Below are 17,101 nucleotides of genomic sequence, written 5' to 3'. Positions count from 1 at the left end.
AGGGCTACCCCTATGCTCTATTGCTCAGCCAAAGCGGAAACCACTTCTTCCACCAGCGTGCCAATTGTCGCCCAGTCTTGTGCGTCAATTAGGTCACTCGGAACCATCCAAGTACCACCGCAGGCAAGAACACTAGGGATATCGAGGTAAGAGTCGATATTGGCTGCAGAGACGCCGCCAGTTGGCATAAATTTCACAGGATATACTGCGCTAAGCGCTTTTAGCATTGCAGTGCCACCTGATGCACTTGCAGGGAAGAATTTCAGTGTTTTTAGACCCATTTCCATCGCTTGCTCTACCAAACTTGGGTTGTTCACGCCTGGGACAATGACTGCACCGCGTTGCTGCGCATACTTAACTACTGTTGGGTTAAAACCTGGGCTAACAATAAAGTCGACACCAGCTTCAATCGCTTGATCCACTTGTTGGGTTGTAAGTACGGTACCCGCACCAATCAACATGTCTGGATAAGCTTCACGCATCAGACGAATTGACTCTTGACCCGCTTCAGTACGAAACGTCACTTCTGCACACGGCAGACCGTTGTCAACTAAGGTTTTTGCAAGTGGCACTGCCAGTGCTGCATCTTTGATAGCAATAACAGGTACAACTTTGACATTACGTAGCTGTTGCTCAAGCGATAAATTACTCATTTTCCTCTCCAAGAATTAATTAGAAATCAAAGGCATGTGCTGGAAATCAATCACCGCGCCTTTATGCTGTATAACGGTGCCCGCTAAGGTATGTCCGGCACGCGCTGCTTTGATGCAATCTCGAGTCACCAGCCATTGATAGAGATACCCAGCGTTAAACGAATCTCCTGCTGCTGTGGTATCAACCACGTGTGGCACTTTTTCCGTTGTCACCCACTGTTCTGCTTCGTCGGTGACGACCAGGCAACCATCCGCGCCAGACTTAATCACCAATTGCGAGATATTAAATTCACGTAAACGTTCAAGCGTGGCTTGGGTCGACTCATCACCGAACAGCAATTGTTCGTCTTCAAAGGTCAGCAACGCGATATCACTTAACTGATAAAGCTGAGTGAATCTTTGTTGCGCTTGAGCTTTCGTAAGCCATAAATTCGGTCGATAGTTGGTATCAAAAGCGATTAGGCAACCTTGGTCTTTTAATCGTTTAAGAAGGTCGATAAGCAAGCTACTTTGCGTAGCAGTTAGAATTGCAAGCGTGATGCCGCTAAGATAAATCACATCGTAGTGCTTTAGACTTTGAAACAGATGCTCTGGGTCTTCACGGCTTAGCCATTGCCTAACCGCGGCATCGTTGCGCCAGTAGAAGAAATCACGTTCACCACACGGGCGGTTTTCGATCATATATAGACCGGGCAACTTGTCGGCATAACGGCTCACCTGGCTGACATCGATTCCTTCGCTTTGCCACGCAGACACCATCCCGTCACTCAGTTTGTCTTCACCTAGCGCGGTAAAGTAGCTGACCTCAAAATCTCGCTGGTTTTGCTTGGCTAAACGAGATATGTACAGCGCAGTGTTCAACGTATCACCGCCAAATGCCTTCTCAATGCCATCTTCTGTTTTGCGTAGCTCCACCATACATTCACCGATGATCGCTACTTTCTTGTCGTGCATGATCCACACCAAATCTTTATCAATTGCTGTCACTATACTGAACGCCAACATTTCATTCAATGTTTTTAAAACGCCTTTTCATTTTAATTAAATTACTAATTTCAATTGTGTGATCCAAATAGTAAAACAGCATTTCAAATTGGAAATAGTGGTCATCAAAGTGCTAGGATTCGTTCATACAATTTATGGTTCCCGATCATTCGGACAAAAAATAAAGAGAGAAGTAGAATGCAAATTCGTCAAGCTATTCACAGTGAGCATGCAAAACAGCTAGATACTGAAGAACTGCGTAATGAGTTTCTTGTAGAAGATATCTTTGTCGCAGACCAGTTGACCATGACTTACAGCCATATTGACCGAATCGTATTTGGTGGCGTTAAGCCAGTGAATACTCAGGTTGAACTTGATGCAGATTTGGGTAAGAAGATCGGCGTAGAGTACTTCCTGCAGCGTCGTGAGCTTGGTGTAATCAACGTAGGTGGTGACGGTGTTATCACTGTTGATGGCGAAACATACACTGTGAATGCTCAAGAAGCACTTTACATCGGTATGGGCGCACGTGAAGTTTCTTTCAGCAGTAACAATGCGGATGCGCCAGCTAAGTTCTACTACAACTGCGCACCAGCACACACGAATTACCCAAATAAGCGCATTACGCTTGAAGAAGCATCACCTGTGACACTTGGCGATAGCGAAACAAGCAACAAGCGTACGATTTACAAGTACATCGTTCCTGATGTACTACCAACGTGTCAGCTACTTATGGGGCTAACCAAGCTTGAGCAAGGCTCGCTTTGGAACACTATGCCTTGTCACACTCATGATCGTCGTATGGAAGTGTACTTCTACTTTGGCATGCAAGAAGACAGCGCGGTTTTCCACTTTATGGGCGAACCTCAGCAAACACGTCATCTTATTGTTCGTAATGAGCAAGCCGTTATTTCACCAAGTTGGTCAATCCACTCAGGTGTAGGTACGCAAGCGTACACTTTCATTTGGGGTATGGTGGGTGAAAACCAAGTATTCACTGACATGGACCACATTGCCATTCAAGATCTACGATAACTCCGCTGGCTTACTTTAAACATTGGCCCTACGTATGTAGTTGTTTGAAGTAAGTAGGATATAGCTGGTTAATTAAGATATTGTTTGCAATTCAAGCGCCCAAAATGGGCGCTTTTTCACGAATTCAAACACTGCTCCTCCTTACACATCATTTCATCTTTAATTTTCTAAACGAAAGTACTAAACATTTACTAGTATTATTACTAGGATTGCTAAACATAAATATTACAGCGGCAGTCTTCTAATACATTTTCTAGAATTTAACATTTTGCTGGAAAACTATCGGCTTAAGGGAAACACGTTACCAACTGTTTCGTCTAGTTTGACCCGCACTTATAGGGATTTAGTGCTATGACAATTAACAACACGATGAAAGTAGTGTTTGGTGTAATTGGTTTGGGAATAATCATTAGTGTAGTCACCATCTTTCAGCTCAGCAGCCTTTTGCAAGAACTGGATGATATGGCGGCGGTTCGCTATCAATCCTATCAAGCTGCAGACGAATTACGCCAAAGCTCAGATGATTTAACTCGCTTAGGAAGAACATACGTAGTTACAGGGAACGAAGACTACGAAAAGATGTACATGGACATCTTGGCCATCCGCAATGGGGACATCCCTCGTCCAGAAAACTATCACACCATCTATTGGGATCTAGTACTTAATTACGGTCAAAAACCAAAACCCGATGGTGAGCGCATCTCGCTCCATACCATGATGGAGAACTTAGGGTTTACCGAGACCGAATTCAAATTGCTCGAGGAAGCACAAAATAACTCCGACGCACTCGTCAACATGGAAGTTAAAGCGATGAATGCCGTCAAAGGGCTTTTCCCTGACGCCAGCGGTAACTATACGGTACGTGGAACGCCAGACAATCAGATGGCAGTGGAGTTGCTTCATTCCAAACAATACCATCAAGAGAAAGCCAAAATCATGGCACCTATTGATGAGTTTTTCAACGAGCTAGAAACACGTACGTCTGCTCAGTTTGAAGCTCAAGCTCAACAAGTTAAAACAGTGGTGTTAATTGGTAATATCTCGTTAATCGCCGTGTTCGCGATTGCGATTCTTGGTTACGTAATGGTCAACCGCAAAGTGGTGAAGCCGATCGATACTATGGCGAACATTCTGCAAAAAGTGGACGATGATTCAGACCTCACGCTGAGGACCGATGACACCCGTAAAGACGAGCTGGGAATCATTGGCACAACCATCAATAAAGTATTGGCAAGTTACGCAAATACAGTGAACAAAATTGACCAAGTGAACCGAACCATTTCTAATATTTCAGAAACAATGCAAGACATTACCCGACAGAATATTGATTTGGCAGGTCAACAGAGCCAAGAGATGGAGCTAGCCGCCACCGCGATGGAGGAAATGACCACTGCCCTTTCTAATGTTTCAGAGAATACCAACCTAGCCGAAGAGTATGCGGGAAGCGCTGAAAAAGAAGCGATGACCAGTAAAGAAGTGTTTGAAACGACAACGTCTGACTTTAGCCGCTTGGAATCAGAGTTTACGATTACCTCAGAGATCATTGAACATTTAGCTGAAGAATCCAATAACGTCGGTAATGTCCTTGATGTCATCAAAGGTATTGCTGAACAGACCAACTTGCTTGCTCTTAATGCCGCAATAGAAGCCGCTCGAGCGGGTGAACAAGGACGAGGTTTTGCAGTTGTAGCAGATGAAGTTCGCTCGTTAGCCCAAAGAACTCAGGATTCAACAGGCGAAATTGAAACCATTATCGTATCTCTGCAAGACAAGGCTAAACAATCGACACAAACGATCCACAATAGTGCCGAGCAAATGCAGTTGACCAGAAGCAATATGGGTATTGCCAATGACGCTCTGACGACAATCAGGGACTCTGCGTCAGAGATTCATAATCTAAACACATCGATCGCCGCAGCGACCGAAGAACAACTAACCGTCAGTGATGAGATATCGGGCAACTTGGCTAACATCAAGAATCTGTCTTCCGATATGAGTGAAGCCATTAACCAAGTTGAGCCAATCGTACTTGACTTGCAGAACAACGTTAATGAGCTGAACCAAGTAGTTATGCATATAAAACGATAGCTACGCCAAACTTGCAGCTCCTTCCCTGGAAGTACTTGGCACAAAAAAAACCTGCTAATAATTAGCAGGTTTTTTCATATCGCTTATTTACGATTTAGTCACGCAATGTTGCACCGAACTTCTCAGATACGTGCGCTACGATTGCTTCTACCGCACCAGCGATGTCCGCATCTTCAAGCGTACGCTCAACAGATTGTAGTGTCAGTGCGATCGCAAGGCTCTTCTTGCCTTCCTCAACACCTTTACCTACGTAAACGTCGAACAGTTTCGCGTCTTTCAAGAACTCACCGCCTTGCTCAAGACATGCAGCAACGATGTCACCAGAAGCAACGGCTTCGTCAACAACAACTGCGATATCACGACGGTTTGATGGGAACTTAGACAGCTGAACCGCTTCTGGGATCACTTTTGTGTTGATCGCAGACCATTCAATTTCGAATACGATAGTGCGACCATTCAGACCAAACTTGCGTTCTAACTCTGGGTGAACCGTACCGATCACACCGACTTCTTTACCATCCACGATGATTGCTGCCGATTGACCTGGGTGAAGTGCTGGATGCTTAGCAGCCGCAAACGAGTATGCTTTTTCGTTTGCAGAAAGCTCAAGGACTGCTTCTAAATCGCCTTTCAGATCAAAGAAATCAACGGTGTTGGTCTCAATATCCCAGTGCTCTTCACCGCGAGTGCCTGCAATCACACCTGCTAGCATTGGCTCTTGGCGCATGCCGTTTTCTGCCGATTCACAAGGAATGAAACGTAGACCGTATTCGAATAGACGAACGCGTGGCTGCTGACGTTTTTGGTTGTGAACCACAGTATTTAACAGACCTTGGATAAGACCTAGGCGCATCGCTGACATGTCCGCAGAGATTGGGAAAGGCAGAATCAAAGGCTCTACATCTGGAACGATCAGTTTTTGCTGCTCTGGTTCAACAAAGCTGTAAGTGATCGCTTCTTGGTAACCACGGTCAACCAGTAGATTGCGTACACGTTTAAGAGGAAGATCCGCTTCTACGTGGTTGTGCATCTTAAGCGCAGCAACTGGGTGCTGGTTAGGAATGTTGTCGTAACCGTAGATACGGCCCACTTCTTCGATCAAGTCTTGCTCAATCGCGATGTCAAAGCGCCATGTTGGTGCTGTCGCGATCCAACCTGATTCTGTTGCTTCAACAGTTAGGCCAAGACGCTCTAGAATCTCTACTACGTCTGCATCAGGGATGTGGTGACCGAGTAGGTTATCTAATTTAGTGCGGCGCAGTGCCACTGTATTCGCTGTTGGTAGATCCGATTCAGATTCTACCGCGACAACAGGTGCAACTTCACCGCCACAGATTTCAACGAGAAGTTCAGTAGCACGCTCCATTGCGCTTGTTTGTAGTGCAAAGTCGACACCACGCTCAAAACGCATTGAAGAATCAGTGTGCAGACCGTAGCTACGAGCGCGGCCACGGATGTGGTCAGGTGCAAAGAATGCACACTCAAGTAGCACATCTTTTGTTTCAGACGTTACGCCTGATTCTTCACCACCGAAGATACCGGCGATCGCAAGCGCTTTGCCGTGATCTGCAACCACTAGTGTGTCTGCGTTTAGCTCAGCTTCTGTGCCGTCTAGAAGAGTCAGTTTTTCGCCTTGCTCTGCCATACGTACCACGATGCCACCTTCGATCTTAGCCAGATCAAATGCGTGCATTGGTTGGCCTTGTTCTAGCAGAACGTAGTTTGTGATATCAACCACTGGGTCGATTGAGCGAATGCCACAACGGCGCAGTTTTTCTTGCATCCATAGTGGAGTTTCAGCTTGAACGTTTACGTTTTTAACAATACGGCCAAGGTAACGAGGACACGCCGCTGACGCTTTTACTTCGATAGACACAGTGTCATCGATCGCTGGCGCAACTGGGTTAACCGCCGGCTCAGTAACGTCTGCGCGGTTTAGTACGCCCACTTCACGAGCAAGACCACGAATGCTGAAACAGTCAGCGCGGTTTGCCGTTAAGTCTACGTCTACGGTTACATCATTCAGGCCTAGGAATTTGCGGAAATCGGTACCGATAACTGCGTCTTCCGCCAATTCCATGATGCCGTCAGACTCTACGTCGATACCAAGTTCAGTGAATGAACAAAGCATGCCGTGAGAAGGTTGGCCACGTAGTTTTGCTTTCTTGATTTTGAAATCGCCCGGAAGAACCGCACCGACTGTTGCAACTGCAACTTTAAGGCCTTGGCGACAGTTTGGCGCGCCACATACGATGTCTAGCAATTCTTCTTCACCTACGTCGACTTTAGTTACACGTAGTTTGTCTGCGTCAGGGTGCTGACCACATTCAACAACGTGACCAACTTTAACGCCAGTGAATGAACCGGCTACAGGTAGAACGTCGTCTACCTCTAGACCCGCCATTGTAATTTGGTGAGTAAGCTCGTCAGTCGATACCGCAGGGTTTACCCACTCACGAAGCCATGATTCGCTGAATTTCATAGTGATAAATCCCCTGGATTACTTGAACTGTTTTAGGAAACGAAGATCGTTCTCGAAGAACGCACGTAGGTCGTTTACGCCATAACGAAGCATAGTCAGACGCTCAACACCCATACCAAATGCGAAACCAGAGTACTTCTCAGGGTCGATGCCAACTGCGCGAAGAACGTTCGGGTGAACCATGCCACAGCCTAGAACTTCAAGCCACTTGCCGTTTTTACCTTTCACATCTACTTCTGCTGAAGGCTCTGTGAACGGGAAGTATGAAGGACGGAAACGAACCTCAACTTCTTCTTCAAAGAAGTTACATAGGAAGTCGTGCAGAATGCCTTTTAGCTGTGCAAAGTTAACGTTCTCATCAACCAGCATACCTTCCACTTGGTGGAACATTGGTGTGTGCGTTTGGTCGTAGTCGTTACGGTATACGCGGCCCGGAGCGATGAAGCGGAACGGTGGTTTGCCGTTTTCCATCGTACGGATCTGTACGCCAGACGTGTGAGTACGCAACATCAAATCTGGGTTAAAGAAGAAGGTGTCGTGGTCAGTACGAGCTGGGTGATCTTCTGCAATGTTCAGCGCATCAAAGTTGTGGAATGCGTCTTCAATTTCAGGACCAGACTCAGTATTAAAGCCTAACTCACCAAAGAACTGTTCAATACGCTCAACTGTACGAGTCACAGGGTGTAGACCACCGTTCTCGATACGACGACCCGGTAGAGTAACGTCGATAGTTTCTGCGGCTAGCTTCGCTTCTAGCTCTGCACGTTGCAGTGCGTCTTTACGAGCAGCGATAGCTTGCTGAACAACGCCTTTCGCTTTGTTGATCTCTTGACCAGCTTCACGGCGCTCTTCTGGTGGTAGTTTACCTAGGCTTTGAAGTTGAGCCGTTAGCTCACCTTTTTTACCTAGATACTGAACACGCACTTCATCAAGTGCGACTAGCGAATCTGCAGCTTCAATTGCTGCACTCGCGTTAGCAATGATCTCTTCTAGATGTTGCATCGTTTCCTCATCTACCTATGCCCACCTGCAAAGTAATAGGCATAAGTGGTAGTGTCCATTCTGGGTATCGCTTAGCAAAGCTACTAATACCCGACAGGGATTTTTGGTCTATAAATAGCTGTACATAGTAACGAATGACAAGTGCAAATCCAAACTGAAATGCTTTTATTTAACGCCTTTGGATAAAATTTCGTCCCAACGCTTGATAAAAGAGGATTTAACACCAACGTAAATAGCACGGACTCAGCAATCAAGGTGCAATCAATGGAAATCAAAATCACCCCTATTACCCCGTCTCAAGATGATGCAATTTGCAAGATCATCCAATCTGTCGGTGCAGAGTTTGGCGCGATTGGTGAAGGGTTTGGCCCCTCTGATGCCGAAGTTCAGGCGATGAGTAAACACTACACATTGAGTGAAAAAAGTTGTTATTTGGTCGCAAGCGTTGATGGCAAAGTAATGGGGGGTTGTGGGATTGCACCGTTCAATCAATCCGAGCAGCTTTGTGAGCTTAAAAAGCTCTTTCTGCTTCCGGAAAGTCGCGGCTTAGGGTTAGGCAAAAAGTTGACTGAACACTGTTTGGCATTCGCAAAACAGCAAGGCTTTGAGCAATGCTATCTAGATACTCTGACGAACATGACATCAGCCATTAAGCTCTATGAACATCTCGGCTTTGAACATTTAGACAAACCGATGGATGGCACCGAGCATAATGGCTGTGACGTGTGGATGCTTAAATCTCTATAGTGGCAACGCGGTTACGTCCTTGAGATTTAGCCGCGTACACCGCATTGTCTGCTTGCTTGATCAAATCATTATAATCCGCCATGTCAGAACTCTTTTCTGCAACACCGACACTAATGCTACCGTGCCACACACCGACCCCAGTCTGAATCAGCATTTCAGAAACGGTTTGGCGGGTGATTTCTGCGATATGCACGCCTCCTTGCAAATCTGTATTTGGACAGATGACAAAAAACTCATCACCACCAAGGCGACACACCAAGTCATCACTACGGAAGCTGTCGCTTAAGGTTTGCGAAAGCTCGACCAATAGTCGGTCACCCGCGTCGTGCCCTGCGCTGTCGTTCACTTGTTTAAAGTTATCTGCATCAATCATGATGCACACTAACGGCTCAGCGTTTTGCTCTGCTTCATTCCAATAGGCTTTCAGTTTGCGTATTGCGCAGCGACGGTTAGGCAATTGGGTTAAAGAATCTGTAAGCGATAACTCTTCAAGCTTTTTGTTCGCGTTTGAAAGTTGGCGGGTACGCTCTGTCACTTTATCTTCGAGGTTTTGGTTCAGTTCCAGCAGCGCTTTGTTGCGGTCAGATACTTGTTCAAACAGACCTTTCAGCGCTTTAAGCAGTGGCTTGGTTGAGCTGTCTTGTTTTTTCTCTTCCTGTTCATAAGCAAGTTTCGGGTGCACACCCGCTTCAATCTGTTTAACTTGGCGAGACATATTTTGGTCAATACCCAAGATATGGTAGGCAAGCCAGTGGATGAGAAAGTTAAGAAGTTGCTCTGATGCTTGTTTATTTTCTTCGCTGATGAACGCCTGCATACTGACAATGTCAGACATAAATGCACGGTGAATGTTGATGTGCTCTTCGAGATGTTGATGATAGATCCCAGCGTCGCGCATCAACTGCTCTTCTTCTTTGAAATGGAACTCTGAGTAGCGCGATAGCTCAAACAGCGCAATACGAATATCTTGCAAAGAGATATTGTTATCCGCGATGAGCTCACCATAACGGTTGATAATTTCAACCAAATATTGGTGCTGATCATCAACGTCCCTAAGCCCCGTTTCGTAGCAATTGTCCCATTGAAATGAATTCATTCCGTTTCAGCCTTTATAGTCCACACCAAGAGTACGTCATCAAACAAAGTGTGACGCTTTTTATCCTTATTACGCGAGTGGATTTTTACATAGCTTGTGATTGATGCTAAGGCTGGAGAGACAAAAAGCGGAGCTAGATCAGCTCCGATTATTGATATAGATATTAACTGCACATTTCGTCGTCGAATTGGAGTAAAACCACTAGAAATAGTATTCCAACGAAACTTCAATGAAGTCGTCTTTACGGCCAAAGTAGAGCAAGTCATCCGGCGTGTCATTTTCAAACAACCAGCCGTCGATTCGCCAGCTCAGATGATTGGTTAAGCGGCTAGACGCTTCGAGCTTCGCGTTGTAAACATCACTATGATCCAAGTCTTGCGTAACTCCGAACAAGATCTCGGTACTGTCTGCATCATTGAGTGCTAAACGTGTACCAAGGAACAGATCATTTTGACCAATCGTCTGCGCGTTATTACCGCGACTGTCGTAAAGATATTCGGCGATCAACCCAACATCCCACACGCTACCCAATGCTCCGACAATCGTGTACTCAAACCCAGTCACCACACCAGTATGATGGTGTAGGCTATTACGATAAATACTTTCCAGCTTCCACAGCCAGTCTCCGACAATCCCTTGAACATCCAACCCAAGCTGTTTAGCTTGAGCGTAGTACGGCTTGAGTTCACCAGAGTCAAAACGATAATAAGGATCGCGGCCAGTCCCTTGGAAGTAACTGACACCAACATCCCAATCACCGAGCATCTTGGAATAGCGCGCTGCAAAATCCAAATGATTCTGCTCTCGCGATGACTCGTAGAGCGCATCCTCAGAGACTGCCATTGTTGGTCTCAATCGGCCTTCACTCCCAGCAAACGTACGTTCACGAAAATACGGCAACACCATCGCATCTAGCGTGCCCCACTCTTTTATTGAAGTGAGGTGAAGCATCGGCTGACCCAGCTTATCTTCACCATCAACCGCTTCAATCGCATCGGTTTGGTTAACCACATCGACCAAATGCGCCGATTCGGTGACGCCCCAAAACACTTTGCCAATCCCAGCTCGCAATTCATAGTCATCCCAGTAGGTTAAGTACAACGCTTCGCGAATATCACCATGACTACGTTCATCATCTAGGCTATCGAGACGATAGAACGGCGTGAAAGTAAACTGCGATTGCTCGCCGACTTCCCAAAATAGTTCAGGTTGAAGAACCAGCGAGCTTTGTCCTTTATCCTGACCTTGTAACCCATCGGAGAAAAACTGTCGGTGTTCTAAGTTCAACTGTCCAGACAGCTCAACACCGTGACATTGCAGCGCCACCAAAGTCAGTACAGCGCTGCCGGTTAGTCTAGTGGTCACACTCATTGCTTGTTTCATGGGGCTCCTTATTTCACGCGCTTGAGGATATTTTTCTGGAAGTCTTTGTCATCCAGACCCGTTTGGAAGCTGAGTTCACTGGTGGTCAGAAGCGTGCTTTTCCCTGACTGGTGATTGACCATACTCATCGTATGCGCTCGCCAGTATTTATCTAAATACTGTTTGTAATCAGTGAAAGTCAGCGTTTTCAACAGTGCGGCTTTACGGTCGTAAAATTCAATTTTCAGCGGTCGATAATGCTGCTGATCAAGCCATACTAACTGCTTGGTGTAACCCGAGTATTTATCTGTCGGGACTTGTTCAACCAAGTAGGTCGCATAGCCGTCCAACTCCTCATCACCGATATAGTTGAAACGGTACTTTTCCAGCTCAAATGAACTTAAATCTTCATAGGCAAATTCACTGCCCATAAATGGACCCGATTTATTGCGTGAAGAAATACGTTTCACGCGTTTTAGTGCTGGTAAATAGAGCCATTGATCATCTGCTTCTGTGACGTGCGAATGGTTGAGGAAAGCCGTCCCTTTAACATCTCTTGGCTCGTAAAAGATCGTCAGGCCTTTATCACCATCGCCATCCACTTCAAGGGAGTTCAAACGCATTTCGCGCGTACTGCTCTCGCCTTGCGCGTTTTTGAGGATCATTTGCATCGTCGCCATTGAGTCTCCCCAACCTTCATCATGAGTTTTACGCTCCGTGGCGATCTCTAAGCCGCGTTCCGGCGTAGCCAATGTTTGCGCCGAGCAGAGAACCAGCGCAGAAACCGAAATTGCTTTAATCATTGATAGTGTTTTCATCATTCATCCCTTAGTTTTGAATCTGTGGAGTAGCGGTGCGAGCAGGCGTAAGTTCACTGTTTTCGGACTCGGTATAACTCGCGGTATCAAATCGCATCAGTAGAGCTGGCAAGAAGACAAAGTCGACCACCAACGCCAAGAAGATCACCATTGCGCTGAGCTGTCCCATATCCGCATTCAGTCTGAAGCTCGACATGGCTAAGACTAGGAAGCCAGACACCAGTACCACCGTGGTGATCCATAGAGCGCGACCTACGGTGTGGAAGGCATAGCGAACTGCTTCTTCCGCTGATTGACCCATTTTTCGTGCACGCTGATATTTCGACAGGAAGTGCACTGCGTCATCGACAACGATACCCAAGGTCAAAGTCACCACCACCGATAAGCCAAGGTTGATTTCACCTGAAAACAGCGCCCAAACACCAAAGCCGATAACCGCAGGCGCAATGTTGGGTACGATGCTGATCATGCCCAATCGGAATGAACGCAATGCAAATACCATCAAAGCGGAGATTAGGATCAATGTGATTGGCAAGGTTGAGAGCATACTCGCCATATTGGTTTCACCAATGTGGGCAAACATCAGTGATGGACTCGAAGCAACCACCTCATATTGCGATGCCGTTGACGCAAACCAGTTGTAGATTCTGTTTTCCAAATCCACCAGCTCAACACTGCCGAGGTTGTCGGTGGTCAAGACCATCTTGATCGACGATTTGTCAACGTTGACCTGATTATTCAAATCCAAGCCATATGGCAGAGACATTTCATACAGCAGCAAATATTGCGCAGCGAGTTCACGCTCCATTGGCAGACGGTAATAGCTTTCATCGTCGGCATGCATGTTCTTGTTAAGACGTTTGTAGACATCGGACAAGGACGCCACATGGTCTGTTTCCGGTTGATTACGCAGCCAATCGGTAAAATCACTGATGGTTTTCAGAAACTCAGGATCAGCGATACCTTGTGACTCATTGGTTTTCACCGCAATGCTAATGTTCGTCATACCGCTAATATTTGCTTCCATGAAGTCTGCAGCTTGGCGGAACTCACTACTGGTAGCAAAGTACTTCACCGATTCGTCATTCACTCTATTCAACGGGATCAAAGCAGCGGTTGCAGCGATGACTAATACCGAACTGGGTAGTAGCCATTGACGATACTTAACGACCAAATCGCCCAGTTTATCCATCACATCAGACGGTGCTTGCTCCCCTTCTGGTTGAGGCTCGACGCGAATCGGTAACAACTTGAGCATCGCAGGCAGCATAGATACTGAAAGGAAGCAGGCGATCATAACGCCGAGTGCGGCCAAATTTCCGAAGTCACGCAAGATTGGAGAATCAGACATATTCATCATTAAGAAGCCGACCGCGGTAGTGACCGAAGTGATCATGATCGGGACAAAGTTGATGGCGATACTCTGATCGATCGCATATTGCTTGCTATGCCCTTTTTTCATGTACTGACGCATGGTCGAGATCACGTGGACACAGTCGGCTACAGCGAGCGTCATCACTAACGTGGGAATGTTGACCGTTGAGGTACTAAGAAATATACCGACCCAGCCTGAGATACCAAACGTCGCGAGCACCGACATAATAATCACCGCAAGCGTCGCTACGACACTCAACAGTGAACGCAACATAGCGGTGAGGAAGACTAATATCACCAGCAACATGGTCGGGATCAGCGTTATACTGTCCTCCTGCGCTGAGTCCATAAACGCGTAGTTGAGCGCAACAATACCTGCTTTATGAAACTCTACATTTGGATAGAGTTGCTGATACTTAGCAATCAGCTGGTCTGAGCTGTGGTTGATCTCCAGTATTTCCGCTGTCTCATCCAATTGTGGCAATTGCAACGTAATGTTGATCACCGCGACATGACCGTCACGTGACACCAACGAGTCTTTGACCACTGGCTCTGATAGAGCAATTTGCTTAATTTTCGCAATCCGCTCTGACGTGAGTGGGTAATCTTCCAGCAACAAGTCCTCAACGATCAGGTCATCTTGATACGCTTCGGTGTGCTGGTAGTTCGCCAACGAATCAACGCGGTTAGAAAAAGGAATTTGCCACGCGTCTTGGGTAATTTGCTGCAGCAACGTAAGCGTTTCAGGTTCGAAGACCGTACCACTTTCTGGTGCGATTACGATCGCGAGGTTGTCTGACTTAGCAAACGTCGTTTGTATCTCGTCAAAGGCACGCAACTGAACATTGTCATCTTCAAAAAAGATACTGTAGTCACCTCTGAAGTAGAGGTTTTTTGCGCCTATCGAAGCCACGGTAAGCATGAGCATCGTTGCCAATAACACCCACCAACTAAATCGCGTCGGCAACGTTAGCCAATTGGATGCCGCGTCTGGGGTTGAGTTACTCGTCGTCATCACATTCTCCATTTAGTGACGTTTCGTCAAAGTTAGTGATATAAAAACCAGCAAATGCTGGTCATCAAGCAAAATTTCGGACACAGATGTCCGCACGGCTTGCTTTTATCAAAAATTGACGATTCGTCACCAAAGGAGATTTAAAAAGCCCACCTTGGGCTTTTTAAACTGCGATGCTATCTGCCGACCGACTCGAGATACTCCATTTCTTCGTGGAATAGCTCTTGTTCTACACGGCGCCAAGTCTTACGGTAATCCCACTCAGATGAGAGCGGTTTCCAGTTCAGACCATCAAGCAACATATTCGCATTATTCAGTAATGAATAAGGGTCTTGTATACGGTTAATACAACGGCTATTTGACGCATTTTGCGCGAGCGCATTCGAACCAAAGGCAATAGACCAGTTCGCAAACACTATCGCGTCAGAGCTGATACCGGGTGAGAATTTCAAATCCCCTTCTTTCACCGCATCGGTAACCAACAAATCCGCATGGTCTATGACCTGCTCTTCGAGTTTATTCAGTTCATTCACACGTTCAGGTGATGCCTTTTCTAGTACCCAAGGGCTCTTAGCCATAATTGGGCAGGTCGACAACACTGGTTCCATCCGCGCATAGACGCTAAAGCTAACGTGCATAGCGATGATTCGCTCTCGTGTCGAACCTTCAAATGCCGCCGCTCTGGCAAACAGTACACTTTCTCTTTTTAATGAGTGAATGCACAACGCGAGGATAGCGTCCTCTTTGCTCGAAAAATGATTATAGATAGTCCCTTTCGAATAGGCACTCGCAGCGGTCAACTTATCCATTGTTAAGTTGCTCCACCCTTGCTCTCTTACGATAGACTTCGCCAATAGCGTCAGTTCAACTTCCCGATCCGCTATCGCTTGCTGCTTTTTGGTTAAACCCACGCCACAGCCGCCACTATCTTTCTTGTCATTTTTACTACAGCTAAAGCCAAACATGATTAATCCGTCTCTTGAAGCTCCTTACACGTACCGATTGTAACACGAATATTCAGAGGCGTTATAAATTCACTTTATGACGACTCGTCATTTTTGACACTTCGTCATAATAGTTCATTTATCGTTCATTACAAGAGGTTTATGAAAATAATTTATTAACCTAGCTTATCGTTCTCAATGCTAAGATATTTATAAGGGTAATTTCAGCTAGGGATAAGCAATGTCATTTAAACATCGAGTGCTGTGTGCTGGGCTATTACTACCAATGCAAAGTTTGGCAGCGAACTGGGCGGCAGAAGAAGTGGCATCAGGATTGAATGTACCTTGGGGATTGAGCGCAGTTGACGCTGACAACATCATGCTTACTGAGCGAAACGGACGAATCAGCGTGTTAAACCTCAAAACAAAGGCCGTCAAGCCACTGCTACAAGTAGAACGTGTAGCGGCCTATGGGCAAGGAGGTTTACTAGATGTCGCTCACTCGCCTTTTGCACACGATCAATTCTATTTCACTTACTCCCAACGAGTTGATGATGCTATTGAAACCACGCTGGCTGTGGCAACTTATGACGGTAAAACGCTGAACGACTGGCAAGACTTATTAGTTACTTATTCGGGTTCTGATACGGGGCGTCACTTTGGTAGTCGTATCGCCTTTGATGAAAAATTCGTGTACTTCTCGGTGGGAGATCGGGGAGAAAGAGAGAATGGTCAGGACAGAGCGACACATGCAGGCTCTATATTGCGACTCAATCCTGATGGCTCCGTACCGGATGACAACCCTTTTGTTGGTAACGCGAAGATCGAACCGCAAATTTGGAGCTACGGACATCGCAATCCTCAAGGTCTGCATTTCGATCCACAGTCCAATTCACTTTGGTCAATCGAGCACGGCCCGCGCGGCGGCGATGAAATCAATTTGATCACCAAGGGCGCCAATTATGGTTGGCCCGTGACATCACACGGCAAAGAGTATTGGGGTCCGATTTCGGTCGGTGAAGCGCAAGAAAAAGAAGGCATCGTCTCGCCACGCAAAGTTTATATTCCCTCAATCGCGCCTGGTTCATTGGTGCTGTATCGTGGGGAGCGCTACCCTTCCCTAGACGGGAAATTGCTCGCTGGTGCGCTAAAGCTCACTCACATCAACGTAGTCAGCTTAGATCAGTACAACAATGTAGTGAAAGAAGAGCGTATTCTTGAGTCACTTGGAAAGCGAATAAGAGATATCGAGGTGCTACCCAACGGAGAGATTGTCTTTAGCACCGACAGCGGTAAGATCTATCGTTTGGTTGGGCAGTAAGATCACCGAACGTACCTATCGATAAACGGGACGCTCAGATCATTGTGATGATTGATGTACGGCAGATACAAAAAAATCCCAGCATTTCTGCTGGGATTTCTTATTTGGAGCGACACACGAGGTTCGAACTCGTGACCTCAACCTTGGCAAGGTTGCGCTCTACCAACTGAGCTAGTGTCG

The 17,101-nt window shown here is 46.5% G+C and carries 13 protein-coding genes; 4 read left to right on the top strand and 9 right to left on the bottom strand.

Annotated elements, in window-relative coordinates; all coding sequences use genetic code 11:
- Positions 1-17 precede the first annotated feature (17 nt).
- Together HCZ42_RS08875 and HCZ42_RS08870 are read right to left on the bottom strand one after the other, a co-directional pair.
- On the bottom strand, positions 18-653 hold the full coding sequence (locus HCZ42_RS08875) for a bifunctional 4-hydroxy-2-oxoglutarate aldolase/2-dehydro-3-deoxy-phosphogluconate aldolase (protein WP_167420358.1): 636 nt from the start codon (positions 651-653) through the stop codon (positions 18-20).
- Positions 654-668: 15 nt separating this feature from the next.
- Complete coding sequence (locus HCZ42_RS08870; protein WP_368484180.1) at positions 669-1,640, bottom strand: sugar kinase; 972 nt, start codon at positions 1,638-1,640, stop codon at positions 669-671.
- A gap of 195 nt (positions 1,641-1,835) precedes the next feature.
- Between HCZ42_RS08870 and kduI the strand changes: the two genes are divergently transcribed.
- Both kduI and HCZ42_RS08860 read left to right on the top strand, forming a co-directional pair.
- On the top strand, positions 1,836-2,672 hold the full coding sequence (gene kduI, locus HCZ42_RS08865; protein WP_167420357.1) for a 5-dehydro-4-deoxy-D-glucuronate isomerase: 837 nt from the start codon (positions 1,836-1,838) through the stop codon (positions 2,670-2,672).
- Positions 2,673-3,023: 351 nt separating this feature from the next.
- On the top strand, positions 3,024-4,760 hold the full coding sequence (locus HCZ42_RS08860; protein ID WP_167420356.1) for a methyl-accepting chemotaxis protein: 1,737 nt from the start codon (positions 3,024-3,026) through the stop codon (positions 4,758-4,760).
- Between the two features lie 94 nt (positions 4,761-4,854).
- Here the strand turns inward: HCZ42_RS08860 and pheT are convergent, their stop codons facing one another.
- Together pheT and pheS are read right to left on the bottom strand one after the other, a co-directional pair.
- A complete protein-coding gene (gene pheT, locus HCZ42_RS08855) occupies positions 4,855-7,242 on the bottom strand; it encodes a phenylalanine--tRNA ligase subunit beta (RefSeq protein WP_167420355.1) in 2,388 nt (795 codons plus the stop codon).
- 18 nt (positions 7,243-7,260) lie between these two features.
- On the bottom strand, positions 7,261-8,244 hold the full coding sequence (pheS, locus tag HCZ42_RS08850; RefSeq protein ID WP_167420354.1) for a phenylalanine--tRNA ligase subunit alpha: 984 nt from the start codon (positions 8,242-8,244) through the stop codon (positions 7,261-7,263).
- A gap of 264 nt (positions 8,245-8,508) precedes the next feature.
- Between pheS and HCZ42_RS08845 the strand changes: the two genes are divergently transcribed.
- Positions 8,509-8,991 (top strand): GNAT family N-acetyltransferase, encoded by a 483-nt coding sequence (locus tag HCZ42_RS08845; protein ID WP_167420353.1) that lies wholly within the window; start codon positions 8,509-8,511, stop codon positions 8,989-8,991.
- Here the strand turns inward: HCZ42_RS08845 and HCZ42_RS08840 are convergent.
- The 5 genes from HCZ42_RS08840 to HCZ42_RS08820 all read right to left on the bottom strand — a co-directional run bounded on the left by HCZ42_RS08840 (position 8,978) and on the right by HCZ42_RS08820 (position 15,621).
- A complete protein-coding gene (locus HCZ42_RS08840; protein WP_167420352.1) occupies positions 8,978-10,087 on the bottom strand; it encodes a sensor domain-containing diguanylate cyclase in 1,110 nt (369 codons plus the stop codon). The genes HCZ42_RS08845 and HCZ42_RS08840 overlap by 14 nt on opposite strands.
- 201 nt (positions 10,088-10,288) lie before the next feature.
- On the bottom strand, positions 10,289-11,458 hold the full coding sequence (locus HCZ42_RS08835) for a hypothetical protein (protein WP_439848995.1): 1,170 nt from the start codon (positions 11,456-11,458) through the stop codon (positions 10,289-10,291).
- 20 nt (positions 11,459-11,478) lie between these two features.
- Positions 11,479-12,252: an outer membrane lipoprotein-sorting protein gene (locus HCZ42_RS08830; RefSeq protein ID WP_439848994.1), complete on the bottom strand. Its 774-nt coding sequence runs from the start codon at positions 12,250-12,252 to the stop codon at positions 11,479-11,481.
- A gap of 25 nt (positions 12,253-12,277) precedes the next feature.
- Entirely contained in the window at positions 12,278-14,656 is a 2,379-nt protein-coding gene (locus HCZ42_RS08825) for an efflux RND transporter permease subunit (protein ID WP_167420349.1), read from the bottom strand.
- 176 nt (positions 14,657-14,832) lie between these two features.
- Entirely contained in the window at positions 14,833-15,621 is a 789-nt protein-coding gene (locus HCZ42_RS08820) for a TetR/AcrR family transcriptional regulator (protein WP_167420348.1), read from the bottom strand.
- A 220-nt stretch (positions 15,622-15,841) separates the two neighbouring features.
- On the opposite strand from HCZ42_RS08820, the gene HCZ42_RS08815 reads away from it, so the two are divergent.
- On the top strand, positions 15,842-16,921 hold the full coding sequence (locus HCZ42_RS08815) for a PQQ-dependent sugar dehydrogenase (protein WP_167420347.1): 1,080 nt from the start codon (positions 15,842-15,844) through the stop codon (positions 16,919-16,921).
- Positions 16,922-17,101 lie beyond the last annotated feature (180 nt).

Origin of the sequence: Vibrio hepatarius (assembly GCF_011806575.1) — a bacterium.
Taxonomy (GTDB): domain Bacteria; phylum Pseudomonadota; class Gammaproteobacteria; order Enterobacterales; family Vibrionaceae; genus Vibrio; species Vibrio hepatarius_A.
This window is presented reverse-complemented; position numbering and strand designations above follow the sequence as displayed.